The organism is Pantoea trifolii (assembly GCF_024506435.1).
In the GTDB taxonomy this organism is placed as follows: Bacteria; Pseudomonadota; Gammaproteobacteria; order Enterobacterales; family Enterobacteriaceae; genus Pantoea; species Pantoea trifolii.
Genome location: NZ_JANIET010000001.1, coordinates 2,638,387 through 2,658,248, shown reverse-complemented (window position 1 = coordinate 2,658,248; position 19,862 = coordinate 2,638,387). Strand labels below are relative to the sequence as shown.

Below are 19,862 nucleotides of genomic sequence, written 5' to 3'. Positions count from 1 at the left end.
TCCCTGTGGGAGAGGGCCGGGGTGAGGGCATCAGCACGCAGCAGATCAAACCCCAAACCGATCCCTCAGCGCATACCATGCCGCCCCCATCGCCGTGAGCGGCACCTTAAACCGTCTCCCACCTGGAAACGGCAGATGCGGCAATTTTGCGAACGCATCAAATCTCTCGGCGTGCCCACGTAGCACTTCAGCAATCAACTTCCCCGAAAGATGCGTACAGGTCACGCCATGCCCGCTGTCGCCCTGCATAAAGAAGGCATTCTTTTCAACCTGGCCAAACTGCGGCATGCGCGACAGCGTAAGCAGGAAATTGCCGCTCCAGCGGTGGCTGATTTTGATGTCACGCAGTTGCGGAAAGGTGCGCAGTAGCTTGGGGCGAATCAGCGCTTCGATGTCATCCGGCTCGCGTGCGCCATACACTACGCCGCCGCCGTACAGCAGGCGGTTATCGGCGGTGAGGCGGAAGTAGTCGAGCAGATAGTTACAATCTTCAACGCAGTAATTGTTCGGCAGCAAACCCAGCGCCTGATCGCGCGTTAAAGGTTCGGTGGTGACGATCTGCGAGCCGCACGGCATGCTTTTGCCCGTCAGGCGCGGTTCAAGCTGCGACGGCAAATAGGCGTTGCCGGCAAAAATCACGAAGGTGGCGCTGACTTCGCCCTTAGCGGTTTTTATGCGATGCGGTGCGCCGTATTTCACTTCAATCGCCGCTGACTGCTCATAAATGCGTCCGCCGTGACGGCGAATCGCTTCGGCTTCACCCAGCGCCAGATTAAGCGGATGCAGATGGCCGCCGCGTTTATCCAGCAAGCCACCGACGTAGCGATCGGTCGCCACTTCGCGCCGAATGCCACGTTCGTCGAGCAATTCCAAATCGTGATTACCGTAGCGCGCCCACAGTGCTTTTTGGCTGCGCAGATGGCCCATTTGCCGCTGATTCAGTGCGGCGAAAATGCCGCCAGGACGATAGTCGCAGGCGATGGCATATCGGTCGATGCGATCGCGAATGATCTCCGCGCCTTCAAACATCATGCTGCCGAGCATTTGTGCAGTTTGCTTGCCGTAGCGCTGCTCAATCACATCCACGTCACGGCTGTAGGAGTTGACGACCTGGCCGCCATTGCGGCCGCTGGCGCCAAAGCCGATTTTCGCCGCTTCAAGCAGCACCACGTCGTAACCTGCTTCGGTGAGAAACAGCGCGGACGAAAGTCCGGTAAATCCGCCGCCGATAATGCAAACATCGCATTGAACTGATTCTTGCAGCTCCGGCCACGGCTCATGCGCGTTGGCGGTAGCGGCGTAATAACTTCCCACATGTTGCATTACATCCTCCTTAAGCGCGAAACCTTAGAAATTGGCGGGCGTATGCGCGCTAACAATGCGACACGGCTGATCTGAGGTATTGGTAAAACTGTGCGGCAAGCCGGTATCAATTACATAGCTTTCACCGCGATAGAGATGGTAACTCTGGCCATTCACCACCAACGTGATTTCACCCTCCAGCACCGTGCCGGTTTCCTCACCCGGATGGCGTAACTTCTCGCCGGTGCTGGCGCCGGGTTCATAACGCTCCAGCAGCATCGCCAGCGCGCGTCGCGCGGCACCGTTATCGATCAGCATCAGCGATACGCCAAGGCTGCCGATCTCCACGCACTCTTCCGGGCGCACAATCACCCGCGGCGTGGCATTGATTTTAGGTTCGGAGAAAAACTCCGACAGCGATAGCCCGTAAACTTTCAGCAGCTTCTGTAAGGTGCTGACGGCCGGGCTGACTTTATCCTGTTCGATGGTGCTAATGGCGCTGTGCGTTAAACCTGATAACTCAGCGACGCGACGCTGAGACAATCCCAACTCCTGCCGGATCTGCGATAAGCGACGTCCGGGTGCCAGAGTGGCATCATTCATGGCTGTTTTTCCTTGTGATAACAGACAGCGGCGTGGATAAAGGCCGTAAACAAACGGCGTGAGATCGGATCGCGGTCGGAATGCCACTCCGGATGCCATTGCACCGCAAGGGAGAAAGGGTGCTTTGGCAAGCTAACCGCTTCAATCAGACCATCGGGTGCGCGCGCTTCCACGCGCAGCAGCGGGCCGGTTTCGCGAATGCCTTGTCCGTGCAGCGAATTGACCGCAAAGGGTTCGGCGCTGCCCAGCAGTTGGCTCAGCATGCCATCCACTTCTGGCAGCACGTCATGCACCGGCGCATATTGCTTCTCCAGCGGCAGCGCATCGTCTTCGCGGTGCTCCTGGAATAAATGTGTCATATGCAGCTGGCGATGCAGCGCACCGCCGTTGGCCACCACCAGCTCCTGCAGGCCACGACAGATGCCGAACATCGGCATCTTTTTACCGGTCGCATGGGTGATAAGCCCGAAGGCGAGGCGATCGCGCGCCGGATCGGCATGCGCTTCTCTACCGTCTTCGCCGTAATGCCAGGGTTCGATGTTGCTGGGGCTGCCGGTCAGCAAAATGCCATCCAGCACGGTCATACTGTTTTCTAATAGATGAGGCGCCTGCATCAGTTGATGCGGCAATGGCAGCGGCACGCCACCGGCGAGCACGATAGCGTCGAGATATTTGTTGTGAACCGTTTGCCCCGCATGGCTGCCGATAAAGTTCTGGCACATCACTACGCCAATCAAGGGCTTGTCAAAAATAATGCCCATAACGTCTCCGCGTTGCTGTTCAATATTTTCGCCGGAAATGCGCGGCTGGCCTGTAAAGTGTGCAATATTTTGTCAATCTAGCAACCAGTTGAGTGTTCTTCAAACAGATTTGTTACATTTGCACACTTTTTGCGTTAGAGCTATGTTAGAGGAGTGGCTGTTATTTTGAGCATTACGCGCACCAATATTAAACGGTAAAGGGCGGGTGGGATCATGACGAACCTCGTAGAAGTAGAAGACTTCACACGACACAGTGAAGAGAAACGAACAAGCGCGTTCCAGCTGGAGGTCAAAACCTGGCTGGAACGCCATCCTGAAACGCAGTATGTCGATATTCTTCTTAATGATTTAAATGGGGTATTTCGAGGTAAACGCATTCCCATCTCCGCATTGGCAAAACTGGAAAAAGGGTGTTACTTCCCGGCCTCCGTTTTCGCGATGGATATTCTCGGTAATACCGTCGAAGACGCCGGACTTGGTCAGTCACTGGGCGAACCCGACCACCTCTGCATGCCGGTTCCCGGAACCTTAATTCCCTCTGCCGCCGATCCCACGCACATCGCCCAGCTGTTGCTGACCATGTGTAACCAAGATGGCACTCCCTTTGACGTTGAACCCCGTAATGTCCTCAATCGGCTGTGGCAACAGCTGCGCAATCGAGGATTATTCCCGGTGGTAGCGGTAGAGCTGGAGTTCTATCTGGTGGATAAAAAGCGCGATGCCGAAGGTTTTATTCAGCCGCCGTGCTCACCGGGCAGTGATGAACGTAACATGCAGAGCCAGGTCTATTCGGTGGATAATCTCGATCACTTCGCCGACGTGCTGCGGGATATCGACCATTTAGCCAAGTTGCAAGGCATTCCCGCCGATGGCGCACTAGCGGAAGCTTCGCCCGGTCAGTTCGAAATTAATCTTCATCATACGCGCGACGTGCTGAAAGCCTGCGACCACGCCATTCAGCTGAAACGGCTGGTGCGTCAGGTGGCGGAAAATCACGGCATGACCGCCACATTCATGGCTAAACCTTACGAAGAGTACGCGGGCAGCGGCATGCATGTGCACATCAGCATGCTGGATGCCGCCGATCACAACGCCTTCGCACTGGATGACGGTAGCGATTCGCCGCTGATGAAACGCGCGCTGGCGGGCATGATCGATTTAATGCCGGCTTCGATGGCGCTGCTGGCGCCGAACGTGAACGCCTATCGCCGCTTCCTGCCGGAAGCCTATGTACCGCTGCAGGCGTCGTGGGGACATAACAACCGCACGGTCGCGTTGCGCGTGCCTTGTGGCGATGCGGATAACCATCGCATTGAGTATCGCGTGGCTGGCGCGGATGCAAATCCCTATCTGGTGGTGTCAACTATTCTTGCCGGTATTTTGCACGGTCTGGATAATCAGCTACCCTTACCGCATCCGGTGCAGGGCAATGGACATGAAGCAGAAGGGCTGGCATTACCGATTCGGCAGAGCGATGCGCTGTATGAATTCGAGAATAGCTACCCGCTGCAGAAGCTGTTGGGCGAGCGTTTCAGCGGCGTGTGGCACAGCTGCAAACAGTATGAATTGATGCAGTTTGAGCGCTTAATCACCTCAACAGAAATCGACTGGATGCTGAAGAACGCCTGACGCAGGAAGATTTGATCTAACGTCTTGTGCCGATGGCATAAGTTGGGGCAAAATACGCGCCCTGCAAAATGAGAAACATAACCGACGCTTATCCCGTCGGTTATTTTTTTGCATGATGTACTCACTGACTTTCAAACGAGGCCGGACACGCATCCGGATAGATAGATACTGACAAACACGCTTGTGCGTGAGATTTGAGGAAAACAAAGATGGGACTGTTTAACATTGCACCAGCGCAGGCTGGTTCTCGCTTCCGTGATGACTACGGCGCCGCGACAATCGCAAACTCTTATATCACTTCTCACTGCAGCAAATTGCGCAGTAGCCCTGTAGCCCAACCGATCGCGGTTGTCGTCTGCGGGGGCCTGAACAATGTCGCTTAACACCTCTGCCGCACCTCAGCGTGCACACCTGAAAAAATCCCTGACCTTGATCCCGGTTGTCATGATGGGCCTGGCGTATATGCAGCCAATGACCCTGTTTGATACCTTCGGTATCGTGTCTGGATTGACCGACGGCCACGTCGCCACCGCTTATGCTTTCGCCCTGATCGCGATTCTGTTTACTGCCGTGAGCTACGGCAAGCTGGTACGCCGCTTCCCATCTGCGGGCTCCGCTTACACCTATGCTCAGAAGGCAATCAGTCCGCACGTCGGCTTTATGGTGGGCTGGTCATCACTGCTGGACTACTTGTTCATGCCGATGATCAACATCCTGCTGGCGAAAAGCTACTTTGAGACGCTGGTACCGGGCATTCCGTCGTGGATTTTCGTGGTGCTGCTGGTGGCCTTTATGACCATCTCTAACCTGCGTGGAATCAAAACCGTTGCCAACTTCAACAGCGTGATCGTGGTGCTGCAAGTGGTGGTGATGGTAGTGATCACCGGCATGGTGATTTACGGTGTGGCACACGGTGTTGGCGCAGGAACCTTGACCAGCAGCAAACCGTTCTGGTCTGAGAATGCGCACGTAGTACCGATGATTACCGGTGCGACCATCCTCTGCTTCTCGTTCCTCGGCTTTGACGGTATCAGTTCGCTGTCAGAAGAGACCAAAGATGCTGAACGCACTATCCCGCGCGCGATTTTCCTCACCGCGCTGATTGGTGGTGTGATCTTTATCGGTGTCTCATACTTCCTGCAGCTGTACTTCCCGGACATCTCACGCTTCACCAATCCGGACTCTTCACAGCCAGAAATCATGCTGTTCGTGGCGGGTAAAGCGCTGCAGATTGGCATTCTGATCTTCTCGGTGGTGACGGTGCTGGCATCCGGTATGGCGGCGCACGCAGGCGTTTCGCGTCTGATGTACGTGATGGGCCGTGATGGCGTATTCCCACAGCGTTTCTTTGGCTTCATTCACCCGACTTACCGCACGCCGTCACTGAACGTGCTGCTGGTAGGCGGTGTGGCGCTGCTGGCAATCAACTTCGACCTGGTCACCGCAACTGCGCTGATTAACTTCGGTGCGCTGGTCGCATTCACCTTTGTGAACCTGTCGGTGATTGCGCAGTTCTGGATCCGTGAGAAGCGTAACAAGACGCTGAAAGATCACCTCAACTATCTGGTGCTGCCGGTGATGGGCGCCCTGACAGTGGGTGCGTTGTGGATTAACCTGGAAGAGACCTCAATGGTGCTCGGCCTGGTGTGGGCGGCGATTGGTATTATTTACCTCGCGTTTGTGACCCGTACCTTCCGCAACCCGGTTCCGCAGTTCAGCGAAGAAGTGTGATTTGATCGACGTCGCTGTCCCCCATCCCGGCCTTCCCCCGCAAGCGGGGGAAGGAGACGCTGCCACATGCAACGCCTGATCTAGCATATAGCAGCATCTTCCTCCCCCATTTATGGGGGAGGACCGAGGAGGGGGACAGCGAGCACAGACCGAGGAGGGGGACAGCGTGCACAGTCATAAAAACTCAACTCGCCAACACCAACTCCCAACTCCCCGCACTCAACGCTTCGCGTCCCGCTTTACTCAACTCCGCATCCGTAATCAACGTATCAAAGCGCTCCAGCGGCAATGCCAGATGCGTCGCAATCTTGTTGTACTTCGAACTGTCGCTTAGCAATACGCGCTTACTACTGACATCGCTCGCCGCCTGCTTGACCGGCACTTTATCCTCATCCGGCGTATACAGTCCGCGCGGGCCCCAGCAGGACGCGGAGATAAATGCGATATCGATCGCCAGCTGGCGCAAACTACGTGCAGCGGCTTCACCGACGCTGGAACGGTTCTCACGACACACCGTGCCGCCGGTGTGAATCAGTTTGCAGCCGCTGCTCTCCATCAGCAGGCGCGCAATCACGAAATCATTGGTCACCACCAGCAAGTCATCACGCTCTACTAACTCACGCGCCAGCGCCAGTGTGGTGGTGCCGGCATCGAGATAGATGCAGCTATTGCGCGGAATATGACGTGCGGCATACTGACCAATCGCCATCTTCTCGCCGCTGTACATATTGGTTTTCGCCAGATGCGACGGCTCCGCCGCCAGGCGATCCGCCGAGCGCACGCCGCCCGAAACAGACAATACTGCACCTTGCTCTTCCAGCTTCTGCACATCGCGACGAATCGTCATATGCGACACACCCAACCGCTCAGTCAGCTCGGCAATGCTGACCACGCCGCGTTCGCCAACCAGCGCTAAAATTTGTTGATGACGTTCAACCGGAATCACATTGCTCTCCCTGAATTATCATTTTTTCACATTGTAGATCATCGATTCACAGCTCGCAGCACAATTTATCTTCCCGATATGTAAGCAGAAATCCCGTATCAGCTGGGTGCGGCGCGCTAAACTCTGCCTGTGAATCCCTGTTAAGCGTTGCGCGGTGAAGTTAATTTTTGTGAGATAACGCACGTTTATTCGCCACTGACTGCGGCAGACTTAACACCAATGAACAAATTATCACTTAAATTAACAATGGAGGTTTGCTGTGTCAGCAACCGTGAATAACATCGGCGTGATTGGTTTAGGTTCCATGGGCATGGGTGCAGCGCAGTCTTGCATCCGTGCAGGATTAAATACCTGGGGTGTTGATCTCAATCCGCAGGCGCTGGAAACCCTGCGTCAGGCCGGTGCGCGTGATGCGCAAACCTCCGCTGCCCGCTTTGCCGCCGAACTCGATGCGGTGCTGTTGCTGGTGGTCAACGCCGCGCAGGTTAAAGCGATTCTGTTTGGTGAAAACGGCGTGGCGGCGCAGCTCAAGCCCGGCACCGTGGTAATGGTCTCTTCTACCATCTCTTCACAGGATGCGCAGGCGATTGAACAACAGCTGGCGCAGCATCAGTTGCTGATGCTGGATGCCCCGGTTTCCGGCGGCGCAGCTAAAGCAGCGGTTGGCGAGATGACCGTGATGGCCTCCGGCAGCGACGAAGCTTTTGCCCTGCTGAAGCCGGTGCTGGATGCGGTGGCGGCGAAAGTCTATCGCGTGGGCAGCGAAATCGGTCTCGGCTCAACCGTCAAAATCATTCACCAGCTGCTGGCGGGCGTGCACATTGCCGTGGGCGCTGAAGCGATGGCGCTGGCCGCCCGCGCCGGTATTCCGCTCGATACCATGTACGACGTGGTCACCAACGCCGCCGGTAACTCGTGGATGTTTGAGAACCGCATGCGTCACGTGGTGGATGGCGATTATTCGCCGAAATCAGCAGTCGATATCTTCGTTAAAGATCTCAATCTGGTGGCGGATACCGCCAAGTCGCTGCACTTCCCGCTGCCGCTGGCCTCCACCGCGCTCAACATGTTTACCGAAGCCAGCAACGCCGGTCACGGTCGTGAAGATGATAGCGCGGTGATCAAGATCTTCAGCGGCATCACGCTGCCGCAGGCGAAGGAGAAGTAATCATGCGTTTAGGCGTCATTGCAGACGATTTTACCGGTGCGACCGACATCGCCAGCTTCCTGGTGCAAAACGGTCTGCCGACCATTCAGTTCAACGGGGTGCCGGAAAGTCATGACGAGCTGAGCGCGCAGGCGATAGTGATCAGCCTGAAGTCGCGCTCTTGCCCGACGCATCAGGCGATCGATCAGTCTCTGGCCGCGCTGCAGTGGCTGCAACAGCAGGGCTGCGATCGTTTTTACTTCAAATATTGCTCCACCTTCGACAGCACCGAGCAGGGCAATATCGGTCCGGTAACCGATGCGCTGCTGGCGGCGTTAGGCGAAACGCAAACGGTGATCTCGCCATCGCTGCCAGTTAACGGTCGTACGGTGTATCAGGGCTATCTGTTTGTCGCCGATCAGCTGCTGTCCGAATCGGGCATGCGCCATCATCCGGTGACGCCAATGACCGATAGCAATCTGGTGCGTTTGATGACGCGCCAGGCCAAAGGTCAGGCGGCGGTGATCAACGCCGCGCAGCTCGATCAAGGTGCCGATGCGGTGCGTGCGCAGCTGGATACCCTAAAAGCGCAGGGCATCAACTACGTGGTGCTGGATGCGCTGCACGAGCAGCATCTGCTGACGCAGGGCGAAGCGCTAAAACAGACGCGTCTGGTGACCGGCGGTTCAGGATTAGCGATCGGTATCGCCCGCGCCTGGGCGACGCAGCAGCAGAATAGCGACGCTGAACACGCCGGACGTCCACAAGGCGAGCGCGCGGTGGTGATCTCGGGCTCCTGCTCGCAGATGACCAATCGTCAGGTGCAGGCGTATCGCCAGCTAGCGCCATCGCACGAAGTGTTGGTGGAGCGCTGCCTCGATAACGCTGAAAGCTATGCACAGGAACTCTGTGATTGGGTGGAAGCGCATCATCAGCCCGATCTGGCGCCCTTGCTGTTTGCTACCGCCGATGCGCAGCAGCTGCAGGCGATTCAGCAGCAATACGGCGCGGCGCGCAGCAGTGAAGCGGTTGAGCAGCTGTTTGCTGCGGTAACGCGGGAGCTGAAAAGCCGTGGCTGGCAGCGCTTTATCGTCGCCGGTGGTGAAACCTCGGGCGTGGTGGCACAAAGCCTTGGCGTCACCGCATTCCACATTGGCCCAATGATTTCGCCGGGCGTGCCGTGGGTGCGCGATATCCATCAGCCGCTGTCGCTGGCGCTGAAATCCGGCAACTTTGGCGATGAACAGTTCTTTGCCCGCGCACAACAGGAGTTTTCAGCATGACGGAACAACAAGCACGCGAAGAAATGGTGCAGCTCGGCGCGTCCTTCTTTCAGCGCGGATACGCCACCGGTTCGGCAGGCAACCTGTCGCTGCTGCTGGAAGATGGCAACTTGCTGGCGACGCCAACCGGCTCCTGCCTCGGCGAATTGCAGGCCGATCGTCTGTCGAAAGTGACAATTCAGGGCGAATGGATCTCCGGCGACAAGCCATCGAAAGAAGTGGAATTTCACCGCGCACTGTACCTGAATAATCCCGAGTGCAAAGCGGTGGTGCATCTGCACAGTCACTATTTGACGGCGCTCTCGTGCCTGAACGATCTCGACACTGAAAACTGTATTCGTCCGTTCACGCCGTACGTGGTGATGCGCGTCGGTGATGTGCCAGTGGTGCCGTATTACAAGCCGGGCGACCAGCGACTGGCCGACGATCTGGCCAATCTGGCCTCGCGTTACAACGCCTTCCTGCTGGCCAATCACGGTCCGGTGGTGGTGGGTAAATCCCTGCGCGAAGCCGCCAATAACACCGAAGAACTGGAAGAGACCGCGCGTCTGATGTTCACGCTCGGCGACCGCTCGATTCGTTATCTGACCGATAGCGAAGTCGCGGAATTGAGGAATTTCTAATGCCTAAGTTTGCAGCCAATTTATATACCCAGTTCGGTGAGCTACCGTTTATCGAGCGCTTTGCCGCCGCCGCTAACGCCGGTTTTCGCGCGGTGGAATTCCTGTTCCCGTATGACTTTCCTGCCGAAGTGATTAAAGCCGAACTGGAAAAACATCAGCTGGAACTGGTGCTGTTCAACACCGCCGCAGGCAACGTGCAGGCGGGCGAGTGGGGCGTTTCTGCTATTCCGGGCCGTGAAGCCGAGGCGCATGCGGATATCGACCGCGCGCTGGACTACGCGATAGCGCTTCAGGTGCCGCAGGTGCATATAATGGCGGCAACGGTGCCAAACGGGGCCGATCGTGCAGCCTATGAAGCGACTTTTGTGCGCAATATGCATTACGCCAGTGAGCGTTTTGCGCCGCACGGCATTCGCCTGCTGCTGGAAGCGCTCAACCCGGTTACTAAGCCGAATTATCTCTACGCCAGCCAGTATCAGACGCTGGCGATGATGGCGCGAATCGATCGGCCCAACGTTTTTACCCAGCTCGATCTGTTCCATGCGCAGCTGGTGGACGGCAATCTGACCCATCTGATTCGTGAATACGCCGGTCGTTATCGCCATATCCAGATCGCCTCTGCGCCGCATCGTCACGAACCGGATGAAGGCGAGATCAACTATTCCTATCTGTTCAACCTGCTGGATGAAGTGGGTTACGACGGTTGGGTGGGTTGTGAATATATCCCGCGTGGCCGCACCGAAGCGGGCCTTGGCTGGTTCGCGCCTTACGCCAAATAAATTCTTGTTTATCGCCAACGCAGCGGCCTATCCGCTGTGTTGGATAAGTCATATCTGAATCTGCCAATACCAAAGAAAGCTGTACCCTAAAAATACTTATAAAATAGAGGATTATCATGTCAACCGCGTTGTTGTTAGCTATCGCTACCGCCAGCATCGTGATTTTGCTGTTGCTGGTGATTAAAACCAAAGTTCACCCCTTTGTGGCGCTGCTGATTGTCAGCCTGCTGGTGGCGATTGCCACTGGCATTCCCGCCGACAAAATCATGGAAACCATCTTTAGCGGGATGGGTAACTTGCTGGGGCATATCACCATTATCATCGTGCTGGGGGCGATGCTCGGCGCAGTGATTGAAGCCTCGGGCGGTGCGGAGTCGCTGGCACAACGCTTCAGTAAATCGCTGGGCATCAAGCGTACCGTTGCGGCGCTGACCATGGCGGCGTTTATCCTCGGTATTCCGGTGTTCTTCGAAGTTGGCTTCATCATCGTGATTCCGTTGATTTATGGCTTCACCAAAGTGGCACGCGTATCACCGCTGAAGTTTGGCTTGCCAATGGCGGGCGTGATGCTGACGGTGCACGTAGCGCTGCCAACGCATCCGGGCGCGGCAGCGGCTGCAGGGATTTTGCATACCGACATGGGCTGGCTGATGATGCTCGGTATCCTGATCTCGATTCCGGTCGGTATCGTCGGTTACTACGTCGCAAAAGCGATGAACCTGCGTCAATATCACCTTTCCGTCGATGTGCTGGAGCAGTTGCAGCTGGCGAAGCCGGAAGGCAAGCCGAAAAACGACGCGCCAGCGCCGGGTGCGCTAACCATTACCGGCCTGATTGTCGTGCCGATTCTGTTGATCGTGATGGGAACGGTAGCACACACCACGTTAGCAGAAGGCAGCACGCTGCGTTCGGTGATGACGGTGATTGGGACGCCAGCGATTGCACTGCTGATTGCGCTGGGACTGGCGGCGTGGCTGCTTGGCGTGCGTCGCGGCTGGAGCAAAGAGAAGTTAGAAGACCTCACCGGACGTGCGATTCCCAGCTCTGCCAGCGTGATTCTGGTAGCGGGTGCGGGCGGTGCCTTTGGTAAGGTTCTGGTGGAGTCGGGTGTGGGCAAAGCGCTGGCGCTGACGCTGGAAACCTTGCATCTGCCGCTAGTGCCAGCTGCGTTTATTTTGTCACTGGCGCTACGTGCGTCGCAGGGATCGGCAACGGTCGCCATTTTAACCACCAGCGGTTTGCTAAGCCAGGCGGTGGGCGATGTAACGGATATGCAGCGCGTGCTGGTAACGCTGGCGGCCTGTTTCGGCGGCTTAGGGTTGTCGCACGTGAATGATGCGGGGTTCTGGGTGGTGACGCGCTATTTGGGCCTGTCGGTAGCTGATGGCCTGAAGACGTGGACGGTGTTGACTACGGTGATGGGGCTGAGCGGTTTCGCGCTGACGTGGCTGGTGTGGGGGATGATTTAAGGGTTTTCCCTCACCCTAACCCTCTCCCGCGAGCGGGAGAGGGAACCGATCGGAGCAGGCATACGGCAGCATCTCCCTCTCCCGTGGGAGAGGGTCGGGGTGAGGGCATCAAACCGCAGAGGACAAACTAAGACACCAGCTCCTGCGCATACAAATACAGCGCCTTCAGCTGCGCCATCTTCTCCGCATTGCCTTCATGCAAACTCGCCAGCGACTCCAGCTCCAACAGGAACGCCTGCACGCGCTCGGCATTCAGCGCTTCGCGGCGATGCTGCAGCCAGCGCTGCTGCTCGGCGTCATCCAGCGTGCCAGGGAAATTACGTGCGCGATAGCGGAACAATAGCTTAGCAATGCGCTTATCTTCGAAGCTCAAATCCAGCGCCGGTAAGTTTTGCGGCGGCGTCTGACGGATAATATTCATACCCGCGCGATCGGCGTCGCTGAAGAAACCGTCATACAACTGCGCATCCACATCATCCGAGGGCGTAAACGGTTCGGCGTCGGCAAACAGCGCCACCACTTTCTCACGTATTTCCGCGTGTTCGCGCAGCAGCTTAAGGTTAGCGAGACACTGCTGACGATCGATATTCAGGCGTGCGGCATCTTCCGGACGCAGCGTGCTCGCGGGCGCCAGCACCGGACACTTATTAATATGCACCAGCTTGATCGGCACCGCAGGCAGATCGCCCAAATCGCTGTGACGGGTATACAAACGCTCACGCAGTTCATCTGACCCAAGCTCCAGCAGCGGCGACATATCACCGGCCAGATCGGCGACAATCAGCGCATTACGGTTATCCGGATGCCACGCCAGCGGCACAATCCAGCTGGTGTTACCGCGCGCCGCGCCGAACATGCCGGAGACGTGCACCAGCGGTTTCATCTGCGGGATATCAATCAACGTCATCAGTTTCTGTTTGTTGCGATGGGTAAACAGAAACTCAAACAATTTTGGCTGCTTCTCTTTCACCAGTTTCGCCATCGCCAGCGTGGCATAAACGTCCGACATCGCATCGTGCGCCTGTTCGTGCGCCACGCCATTAGCCTTGGTGAGATGCTCCAGCTTAAAGCTGGGGAAGCCATCGTCATTTTCCGGCCACTCAATGCCTTCCGGGCGCAACGCGTAGCAGGCGCGCATCACATCGAGTAAATCCCAGCGTGAATTGCCGTTTTGCCAGCTCCAGCCGTACGGATCATAGAAGTTGCGATAGAAGATATTGCGCGTCACTTCATCGTCGAAGCGCACATTGTTGTAACCAATCACACAGGTTTGCGGCTCGCTAAACAGGCCGTGAATGCGTTCGGCAAACGCCGCTTCTGTTACGCCACGCGCTTTGGCGGTTTGCGGCGTAATGCCGGTGATCATCACCGCTTCCGGCTGCGGCAAATAATCGTCCGCTGGCTGGCAATAAAACACCTGCGGTTCACCTACCGCGTTGAATTCTTTGTCGGTACGCAGGCCCGCAAACTGCGCAGGACGGTCCAGCGACGGGCTTTTACCGAAGGTTTCATAATCGTGAAATAAGAAGGTGAACTCAGAGGCGGGCACGGCGTTATCCTGGCAATGGAGAATCAACGCACAGGATAGTCGTCCCTGGATAGCAGTACAACCTCGATCCTCCTCGCTGCGAGCAGGCGCGCAGCTTTTATGCGCAGTTCATACTTTTTTTCAATTTATTCAGATCTGTAAGCGCTATTTGCCGTAAAACGTGCGGCGGTAAATTCATTTTTTGATTTTGAGGAAGAAGTGTTGAAAAGGCGTCTGCTGGTAACTGTATCTGGAATGATTGTTTGGGCATCGTTGGCGCAGGCCGACGACAGCATGCCGTTTCCCCTGACGCCACCGCCGATTGATGCGGCTTCGTGGGTGCTGATGGACGCCACAACCGGACAAATTCTCACTGCCGGCAATCCGGATGAAGAGCGTAATCCGGCCAGCCTGACCAAACTGATGACCGGTTATGTCGTGGATCGCGCGATCGATCAGAACAAAATCAGCCGCGATGACAAAGTCACCATTGGCAAAGATGCGTGGGGTGCGGGCAATCCGGTGTTTAAAGGTTCTTCGCTGATGTTCCTCAAGCCGGGCGATCAGGTCACGGTGCGCGACCTGATGCGTGGCGTGATTATCGATTCGGGTAACGATGCCTGCGTGGCGCTGGCGGATCACGTGGCTGGCAGCGAAGGCAGCTTCGTTACCATGATGAACAGCTATGTGCAGAAGCTCGGTCTGTCGCACACCCATTTCGAAACCGTGCACGGCCTTGATGCGCCGGGTCAGCACACCACCGCACGCGATCTGGCAGTGCTGTCGCGCGCTATCATCAGCGGCGAGCCCGATTTCTACGCCATGTACGGTGAGAAAACCCTGAGCTGGAACGGCATCACCCAGAACAACCGCAACGGCTTGCTGTGGGATCAAAATCTGCACGTCGATGGCCTGAAAACCGGCCACACCGAAAGCGCTGGCTTTAACATCATCGCCTCCAACGTCGTTGGGCGTCATCGCTTGATCGCGGTGATCATGGGCGGAAAGAGCCCGAAAGGACGTGAAGATCAGGCGCGCAAGCTGCTGGTGTGGGGCCAAAACACCTTTGATACCGTGCAGCTGTTCCACGCAGGCAAAAAAATCGGCAGCGAAAACGTCTGGTATGGCAATCCGCATAAAGTGGATGTCGGTACCACGCAGGATATCTACCTGTCGCTGCCGCGCACCGAAGTGGCCAACGTGATGGCGAAATACGTTATCGATCGTAAAGATCTGGAAGCGCCGCTGAAAGCGGGCGAGCAGATTGGTGAAATTCAGGTGATGGATAAAGATAAGCAGCTGGCAAGCTATCCGCTCTACGCGCTGCAAGCGGTTGATCAGGCGGGCATCATTACGCGCATCAGCGATTACGTGAAACAGAAACTGTAATCTGTCGCGTATTTCCGCGCCATCATCGTCGCCGTGCTGCGGCGGTGATGGCACAATCGCTGTTTCTGCTGCTGATGAGAGGCAAGGTATGAAAGTATCGATTGTTGAACGTAATCCGCAAAGCTGGCTCGGTTACCATCTGCAAGGTCCGTGGCAGGAAACCGTGCCGCGCGGCTTTAATCAGCTGAAAAAGCTGGGTGAGCGAGCACAAGGTTGAAGGCGAATGGCTGGCGATCTATTACGGCAATCCGCAGGAGTTGACGCCCGAAGCGCTGCGCGTGGAAACGGTGATTACCGCGCCAGAGGAGATGATTCCGGCGGCGGGCGACGATATTGAAAAAGGCTTATTGCCGGGCGGCCGCTATTTTTACGCGCGTGTTGAAGTGCTTAACAACGATTTCTTCAGCGCGTGGCGCAGTTTGTTCGATAGCTTAAATGCGCAGGGCGGCTGGCAAGTGGACAATCGTCCGTGCTTTGAGCATTACCTTTCTGATGGATCCGATAGCGGCGACTGGCTGGTGGATATGTATATTCCGGTACGTGTGGCTGATTAAATTACGCGGTCACCCTAAATGGCGCCCCTACAAAACCGCACCCGTAGGGTCGCCATTCATGGCGACCTTATCAATAACCGCACCAAACCCATTGCGTTACATCAATGTTTCCATTGGGAAAATTAGATGTAACACCCATGTTGTATTTCAGCAAAACACGAAAAATAATTGCGTTCGACCCTGATGATGCAGCCGTTGCCAGGGTAACATAGCGCGCAAATTTTTAGCGTTCCCGGACAACCATGTTACGCGCTGACAAGCCCATCTCGCAGATTGAGTTCTGGTTCTACCGCCACTATCGCGCCGTGCACGGCGTGCGCATCGCTATCGCCTTTGTGCTGTGCTTCCTTTTTGTACGCCTCACAGACATTCCCGAAGGCACCTGGCCGCTGATTACGCTGGTAGTGGTGATGGGGCCGATTTCTACCTGGGGCAACGTGCTGCCGCGCGTAGTGCAGCGTATTAGCGGCACCTTCGCCGGTCTGATATCCGGCCTAATCGCGCTCAAGCTTGAGCTATTTTCGCTGCCGGTCATGCTGGTGTGGTGCGCCATCGTGATGGTGGTCTGCGGCTATTTGACGCTGGGCAAGCATCCCTACATGGCGTTGTTGATCGGTATCACGCTCGGCGTGGTGGTAGGCGCACCGGCCGGGGATTTCACCATCGCCATGTGGCGCGGCGGCGACGTGATTCTTGGTTCGCTGATGGCGCTGCTGTTTAGCGCCATCTGGGCGCAACGCGCGTACACGCATTGGCGTATCCAGCTGTCGGATGCGTTTATCGCTATGGCAAAACTGCATCACACCGGCTTCTCCGCCAATCTGCTGGAAAAGCCACGCCTCAATAAACCATTCCAGAAACTGCTGAGCGGCGAGATCAAAATGCGTGCGCTGCTGGAACCGGCGAGCAAAGAGACGCGCATTCCGAAATCGGTGTTTGAGGCGATCCAAACGATTAATCGTAATATGGTGAACACCATGCAGATGCAGATTGATGCATGGTGGTCGTCACGTGAAAGCCACTTGATTATGCTCAACGCGCCCACGCTGCGTCGCACCCAGCAGATGACTGAAGACACGTTGAATGCGCTGGCAACGCTGATGGTGAAAGGCGAAACCGAGCAGATCACCGCCAATAGTCACGCGCTGGAGGAGATCACCCAGGAACTGGAGCAGCTAATTGCCAATCGCAGCGGACGTTCTGAAACCACGGCGATTTACGGTTACGTCTGGCTGAGCCTTGAACAGGCGCGTCAGCTGGAGCGTATGACCGATTTAGTGCGTCTGGCGCTGCGTAAATAGTTTTCTCAGGCAATGACTTAATGTGAATCACCCTTTCTTTGCGCTAAGATAAGCGCCAGTCCGAATTTAGCGGTGAGAATTGCAACCCTGGCGGCCAAGCCGCTAAGCTAAACGTTATGACTATTCCGCCTGCCGACGCAGGCCTCAAGAAAGGTGCCAACATGGAAAATGCAAAGCAATCATTTCAGGACGTACTGGAGTTTGTGCGTATGTTCCGTCGTAAAAACAAACTGCAGCGCGAAATCGTGGATAACGAGAAGAAAGTCCGTGATAACCAGAAACGTGTGCTGCTGCTGGACAACCTGAGTGAATACATCAAACCAGGCATGAGCATCGAGGCGGTGCAGGAAATTATCGCCAGCATGCGTGTGGACTATGAAGACCGCGTTGATGAGTACATCATCAAAAACGCTGACCTCTCCAAAGAGCGTCGCGAGCTGTCGAAGAAGTTGAAAGCGATGGGCGAGCCAAAAGCGCAATAAATCGTAGGGTCGCCATTCATGGCGACCTGGCGCGCAGTAATGCGCAATTCATATGAAACAGCGCGATAATCATCGCGCTGTTTTTTTTATTCCGCCGCCAACTCCCACCACAGCTTATCCAGCGCGTAATAACGGTCGCGTTCCGACTCGGGCTGATTCAAATCGCGTTTCCACGGTTTCGCCAGAATGAAGTGCAGGTTCTTCACTTCATCTTCGCGCCACATCTTGCTGTGCTGGAATGGCAAAGTTTTCAGCGCATTGTATTTATACGAAAGCGGCAGCCAGCGATCTTCGAACACTTCATTGAGTAAATCCTGCTCGGAGAACGGATAGCGACGCAAATCGGTAATGCCCGCCACTTTCTCCTGCAGCCACTCAAACACCGCCAGATCCGGCTTCAGCACCAGGAAACCGCCGTTCAGATAGCGATCAAGCGTGGAGGGTGCCGGTTCGCCGCGATCCTGCCAGGTATAGTGACAATTCTCAGGCTGCCAGCTGGTCGGATAGCTAGCGATCTTGTTGGGATTGCAGCGACAGGCGTGACACGCTGCCAGCGCATGCTTGCCCAGATCGAGCGTAAACAGCTCATCCATATTGCGCAGCACCAGCATATCGGCATCGAGAAACACCACGCGCTCGCAATCCACCAACTCCCACGCGCGCAGTTTGCTCCACACTTCACCGAACTGCGCCGAAGCGTAATGCTGCTCCAGTTCGGCATTTGGCATCAGCGGATCCACCGGATGGATTACGCAGCCCAGCGCTTGCAAGGCTTCACGCGTCTCCAGATCGATGGCATCGGTGACCATCACAATCAGCGGCCAACGGGTTTCACTGCGCTTCAGCGAGCGGTGCAGCGCCTTCACGCCAATAAAATAGTCCGGCTGCGTTAACAGCGTTACCCATGCAAACATGGTTTCTCCCCCTCAAACTTAATCAAACAAAGCAGTGACATAGTCATTGCTAAAACGGCGTTGTGGATCGAGCTGGTTGCGCACCGCACGGAAAGCGTCCCACTGCGGATAGATATCGCGCCACTGATAGCGCTGCGGGTCGTAATATTTGCCCCAGTGCGGACGTCCGCCTTCGGCTGCCAGCAGCTTCTCCACCTCAGTGAGAAAATGCAGGCCATCCTGCGACAGCGAACCGTCATCGGCGTAATAGACCACGAAGCCAAAGAAGCAGGTGGCGTGCTGATACGCCGGACTGAGCCAGGCTTCAGACGCGCCCGTGCAACGTAGAATGATCGGATAGTGCATATGCGGATGATTCTCGGCATACCACGCTTTGATCTTGCTGATAATCTGCGGCGTTTTCTCCAGCGGCACGCCGATTTCGACGTTGATCTGCGGTACGGCAATACCGCGACAAAACAGCTGATAGATATCGCCACTGATGTCGGTGAAATCGCGGAAGCGCGTCACGGTGCGGAACTGCTTGCCGCCTTTGCCGTGAATCTGCGTATCTCGATGCATCTGTGCCAGCGTCTGATCGATGGTCTCATTAAGGCTGCTGTCGGTGTCATCGCCATGCTCAATCACCTCACGCTGATTGGCATGCCAGGCTTCAACCTCTTCGTCGCTGGCTTCATGCGCGTTCCATACGTGCATCAGGTTGTCATCGACAAACCACCAGGCTTTGCTCATCTCATACTGCTGATTCCACTCCACCAGATCCTTTTCCAGCGTATCGGCGGAGACGGCAAACTTGTGGCAGGTAAACAGGCGGAAAGGGCGGGTACGCAGCGTCACGGCGGTAACAATGCCTAAGGTGCCGAGCGAAACCTGCGCGGCGGCGAAATCGGGCTCGCCGCGCACGAATTCACGCACGCTGCCGTCGGCTAACACCATGCGGATGCGCAGCGCTTCATCGGCGATTGAGCTTTGTGCCAAACCCTGGCCGTGCGTGCCGGTGGCCATCGCGCCCGCCAGCGTTTGCACCGCGATCACACCCGGGGACGAAGCCAGCATGCGATCCATCTCGGTTAAGGTGCTGTAAACCTGCTCCAGCGGCGTGCCGGCGGCAAAGGTGACGCTGTCGGCATCTTGTGCAATCACGCCATTGAACGCGCTGAGATCCAGCAGCAAATCCTGCTCATTCACGCCCAGCATACGGCCCGGCGACAAGCGACTGCCCAGTACGCGCACTTTGCCGCTGGCGGCGCGCAGCAGTTGTTGTAACTCCGCTTCAGTTTGCGGCTGTTGTAACTGACTGCGCTGACCAACCACCGTGTTTTGCGCCCAGTTCCACAGTGCGCTGTCCTGGTCAGTATTGTGCGTATGGCGTAAGGGATAAAGGTGGGGGTCTTTGTTCACTACGGCGTTCCTTAAATTGA

The 19,862-nt window shown here is 56.2% G+C and carries 19 protein-coding genes; 12 read left to right on the top strand and 7 right to left on the bottom strand.

All coding sequences use genetic code 11. The features are described 5' to 3' along the window. Positions 1-45: 45 nt before the first annotated feature. The 3 genes from NQH49_RS12385 to puuD are packed head-to-tail and all read right to left on the bottom strand — an operon-like array spanning position 46 to position 2,666. Positions 46-1,323: an NAD(P)/FAD-dependent oxidoreductase gene (locus NQH49_RS12385; protein WP_137386093.1), complete on the bottom strand. Its 1,278-nt coding sequence runs from the start codon at positions 1,321-1,323 to the stop codon at positions 46-48. 24 nt (positions 1,324-1,347) lie between these two features. Continuing rightward, positions 1,348-1,905 (bottom strand): HTH-type transcriptional regulator PuuR, encoded by a 558-nt coding sequence (puuR, locus tag NQH49_RS12380; protein ID WP_008104818.1) that lies wholly within the window; start codon positions 1,903-1,905, stop codon positions 1,348-1,350. After that, positions 1,902-2,666 (bottom strand): gamma-glutamyl-gamma-aminobutyrate hydrolase, encoded by a 765-nt coding sequence (gene puuD, locus NQH49_RS12375; protein ID WP_256696824.1) that lies wholly within the window; start codon positions 2,664-2,666, stop codon positions 1,902-1,904. The genes puuR and puuD overlap by 4 nt, the downstream gene beginning before the upstream one ends. Positions 2,667-2,879: 213 nt before the next feature. Between puuD and NQH49_RS12370 the strand changes: the two genes are divergently transcribed. Beyond that, positions 2,880-4,295 (top strand): glutamine synthetase family protein, encoded by a 1,416-nt coding sequence (locus tag NQH49_RS12370; protein WP_061717698.1) that lies wholly within the window; start codon positions 2,880-2,882, stop codon positions 4,293-4,295. Between the two features lie 372 nt (positions 4,296-4,667). Continuing rightward, positions 4,668-6,026 carry an APC family permease gene (locus NQH49_RS12365; RefSeq protein ID WP_256696823.1) on the top strand — a complete coding sequence of 453 codons (1,359 nt, stop codon included), beginning with the start codon at positions 4,668-4,670 and terminating at the stop codon, positions 6,024-6,026. A 184-nt stretch (positions 6,027-6,210) separates the two neighbouring features. Here NQH49_RS12365 and ygbI read toward each other — a convergent pair whose 3' ends face one another. Next, on the bottom strand, positions 6,211-6,972 hold the full coding sequence (ygbI, locus tag NQH49_RS12360) for a DNA-binding transcriptional repressor YgbI (protein WP_061717696.1): 762 nt from the start codon (positions 6,970-6,972) through the stop codon (positions 6,211-6,213). Between the two features lie 304 nt (positions 6,973-7,276). On the opposite strand from ygbI, the gene ltnD reads away from it, so the two are divergent. The 5 genes from ltnD (at position 7,277) to NQH49_RS12335 (ending at position 12,273) form a co-directional block, all read left to right on the top strand. Next, positions 7,277-8,140 (top strand): L-threonate dehydrogenase, encoded by an 864-nt coding sequence (ltnD, locus tag NQH49_RS12355; RefSeq protein ID WP_372340034.1) that lies wholly within the window; start codon positions 7,277-7,279, stop codon positions 8,138-8,140. 2 nt (positions 8,141-8,142) lie between these two features. Then, entirely contained in the window at positions 8,143-9,402 is a 1,260-nt protein-coding gene (gene otnK / locus NQH49_RS12350; protein WP_305961189.1) for a 3-oxo-tetronate kinase, read from the top strand. Continuing rightward, positions 9,399-10,025: a 3-oxo-tetronate 4-phosphate decarboxylase gene (otnC, locus tag NQH49_RS12345; protein WP_256696822.1), complete on the top strand. Its 627-nt coding sequence runs from the start codon at positions 9,399-9,401 to the stop codon at positions 10,023-10,025. Before otnK ends, otnC begins: the two co-directional genes overlap by 4 nt. Continuing rightward, complete coding sequence (gene otnI, locus NQH49_RS12340; protein WP_256696821.1) at positions 10,025-10,804, top strand: 2-oxo-tetronate isomerase; 780 nt, start codon at positions 10,025-10,027, stop codon at positions 10,802-10,804. The genes otnC and otnI overlap by 1 nt, the downstream gene beginning before the upstream one ends. Before the next feature lie 116 nt (positions 10,805-10,920). After that, positions 10,921-12,273: a GntP family transporter gene (locus tag NQH49_RS12335; RefSeq protein ID WP_256696820.1), complete on the top strand. Its 1,353-nt coding sequence runs from the start codon at positions 10,921-10,923 to the stop codon at positions 12,271-12,273. A 127-nt stretch (positions 12,274-12,400) separates the two neighbouring features. Here NQH49_RS12335 and sbcB read toward each other — a convergent pair whose 3' ends face one another. Further along, a complete protein-coding gene (gene sbcB, locus NQH49_RS12330; protein ID WP_256696819.1) occupies positions 12,401-13,822 on the bottom strand; it encodes an exodeoxyribonuclease I in 1,422 nt (473 codons plus the stop codon). Positions 13,823-14,023: 201 nt separating this feature from the next. Between sbcB and dacD the strand changes: the two genes are divergently transcribed. From dacD to tmaR, 5 genes are all read left to right on the top strand, one after another. Further along, complete coding sequence (gene dacD, locus NQH49_RS12325; protein ID WP_256696818.1) at positions 14,024-15,190, top strand: serine-type D-Ala-D-Ala carboxypeptidase DacD; 1,167 nt, start codon at positions 14,024-14,026, stop codon at positions 15,188-15,190. An 88-nt stretch (positions 15,191-15,278) separates the two neighbouring features. Continuing rightward, positions 15,279-15,407 (top strand): hypothetical protein, encoded by a 129-nt coding sequence (locus NQH49_RS12320; protein ID WP_256696817.1) that lies wholly within the window; start codon positions 15,279-15,281, stop codon positions 15,405-15,407. Continuing rightward, positions 15,388-15,744, top strand: a complete 357-nt coding sequence (locus tag NQH49_RS12315) for a GyrI-like domain-containing protein (RefSeq protein ID WP_256696816.1) — start codon at positions 15,388-15,390, stop codon at positions 15,742-15,744. Before NQH49_RS12320 ends, NQH49_RS12315 begins: the two co-directional genes overlap by 20 nt. 242 nt (positions 15,745-15,986) lie before the next feature. Continuing rightward, complete coding sequence (locus NQH49_RS12310) at positions 15,987-17,045, top strand: FUSC family protein (RefSeq protein WP_256696815.1); 1,059 nt, start codon at positions 15,987-15,989, stop codon at positions 17,043-17,045. Positions 17,046-17,206: 161 nt separating this feature from the next. After that, positions 17,207-17,527 carry a PTS system regulator TmaR gene (tmaR, locus tag NQH49_RS12305; protein ID WP_008110563.1) on the top strand — a complete coding sequence of 107 codons (321 nt, stop codon included), beginning with the start codon at positions 17,207-17,209 and terminating at the stop codon, positions 17,525-17,527. A gap of 86 nt (positions 17,528-17,613) precedes the next feature. On the opposite strand, the gene NQH49_RS12300 is transcribed toward tmaR, so the two are convergent. Beyond that, complete coding sequence (locus NQH49_RS12300; RefSeq protein ID WP_256696814.1) at positions 17,614-18,441, bottom strand: glycosyltransferase family 8 protein; 828 nt, start codon at positions 18,439-18,441, stop codon at positions 17,614-17,616. An 18-nt stretch (positions 18,442-18,459) separates the two neighbouring features. After that, positions 18,460-19,842: a D-arabinono-1,4-lactone oxidase gene (locus NQH49_RS12295; protein WP_256696813.1), complete on the bottom strand. Its 1,383-nt coding sequence runs from the start codon at positions 19,840-19,842 to the stop codon at positions 18,460-18,462. Positions 19,843-19,862: the final 20 nt, after the last annotated feature.

Excerpts from the sequence above, each read along its gene's own strand:
- NQH49_RS12385 (WP_137386093.1), bottom strand. The coding sequence starts at position 1,323 with ATGCAACATGTGGGAAGTTATTACGCCGCTACCGCCAACGCGCATGAG.
- puuR (WP_008104818.1), bottom strand. The coding sequence starts at position 1,905 with ATGAATGATGCCACTCTGGCACCCGGACGTCGCTTATCGCAGATCCGG.
- puuD (WP_256696824.1), bottom strand. The coding sequence starts at position 2,666 with ATGGGCATTATTTTTGACAAGCCCTTGATTGGCGTAGTGATGTGCCAG.
- NQH49_RS12370 (WP_061717698.1), top strand. The coding sequence starts at position 2,880 with ATGACGAACCTCGTAGAAGTAGAAGACTTCACACGACACAGTGAAGAG.
- NQH49_RS12365 (WP_256696823.1), top strand. The coding sequence starts at position 4,668 with ATGTCGCTTAACACCTCTGCCGCACCTCAGCGTGCACACCTGAAAAAA.
- ltnD (WP_372340034.1), top strand. The coding sequence starts at position 7,277 with ATGGGCATGGGTGCAGCGCAGTCTTGCATCCGTGCAGGATTAAATACC.
- otnK (WP_305961189.1), top strand. The coding sequence starts at position 8,143 with ATGCGTTTAGGCGTCATTGCAGACGATTTTACCGGTGCGACCGACATC.
- otnC (WP_256696822.1), top strand. The coding sequence starts at position 9,399 with ATGACGGAACAACAAGCACGCGAAGAAATGGTGCAGCTCGGCGCGTCC.
- otnI (WP_256696821.1), top strand. The coding sequence starts at position 10,025 with ATGCCTAAGTTTGCAGCCAATTTATATACCCAGTTCGGTGAGCTACCG.
- NQH49_RS12335 (WP_256696820.1), top strand. The coding sequence starts at position 10,921 with ATGTCAACCGCGTTGTTGTTAGCTATCGCTACCGCCAGCATCGTGATT.
- NQH49_RS12320 (WP_256696817.1), top strand. The coding sequence starts at position 15,279 with ATGAAAGTATCGATTGTTGAACGTAATCCGCAAAGCTGGCTCGGTTAC.
- NQH49_RS12310 (WP_256696815.1), top strand. The coding sequence starts at position 15,987 with ATGTTACGCGCTGACAAGCCCATCTCGCAGATTGAGTTCTGGTTCTAC.
- tmaR (WP_008110563.1), top strand. The coding sequence starts at position 17,207 with ATGGAAAATGCAAAGCAATCATTTCAGGACGTACTGGAGTTTGTGCGT.
- NQH49_RS12300 (WP_256696814.1), bottom strand. The coding sequence starts at position 18,441 with ATGTTTGCATGGGTAACGCTGTTAACGCAGCCGGACTATTTTATTGGC.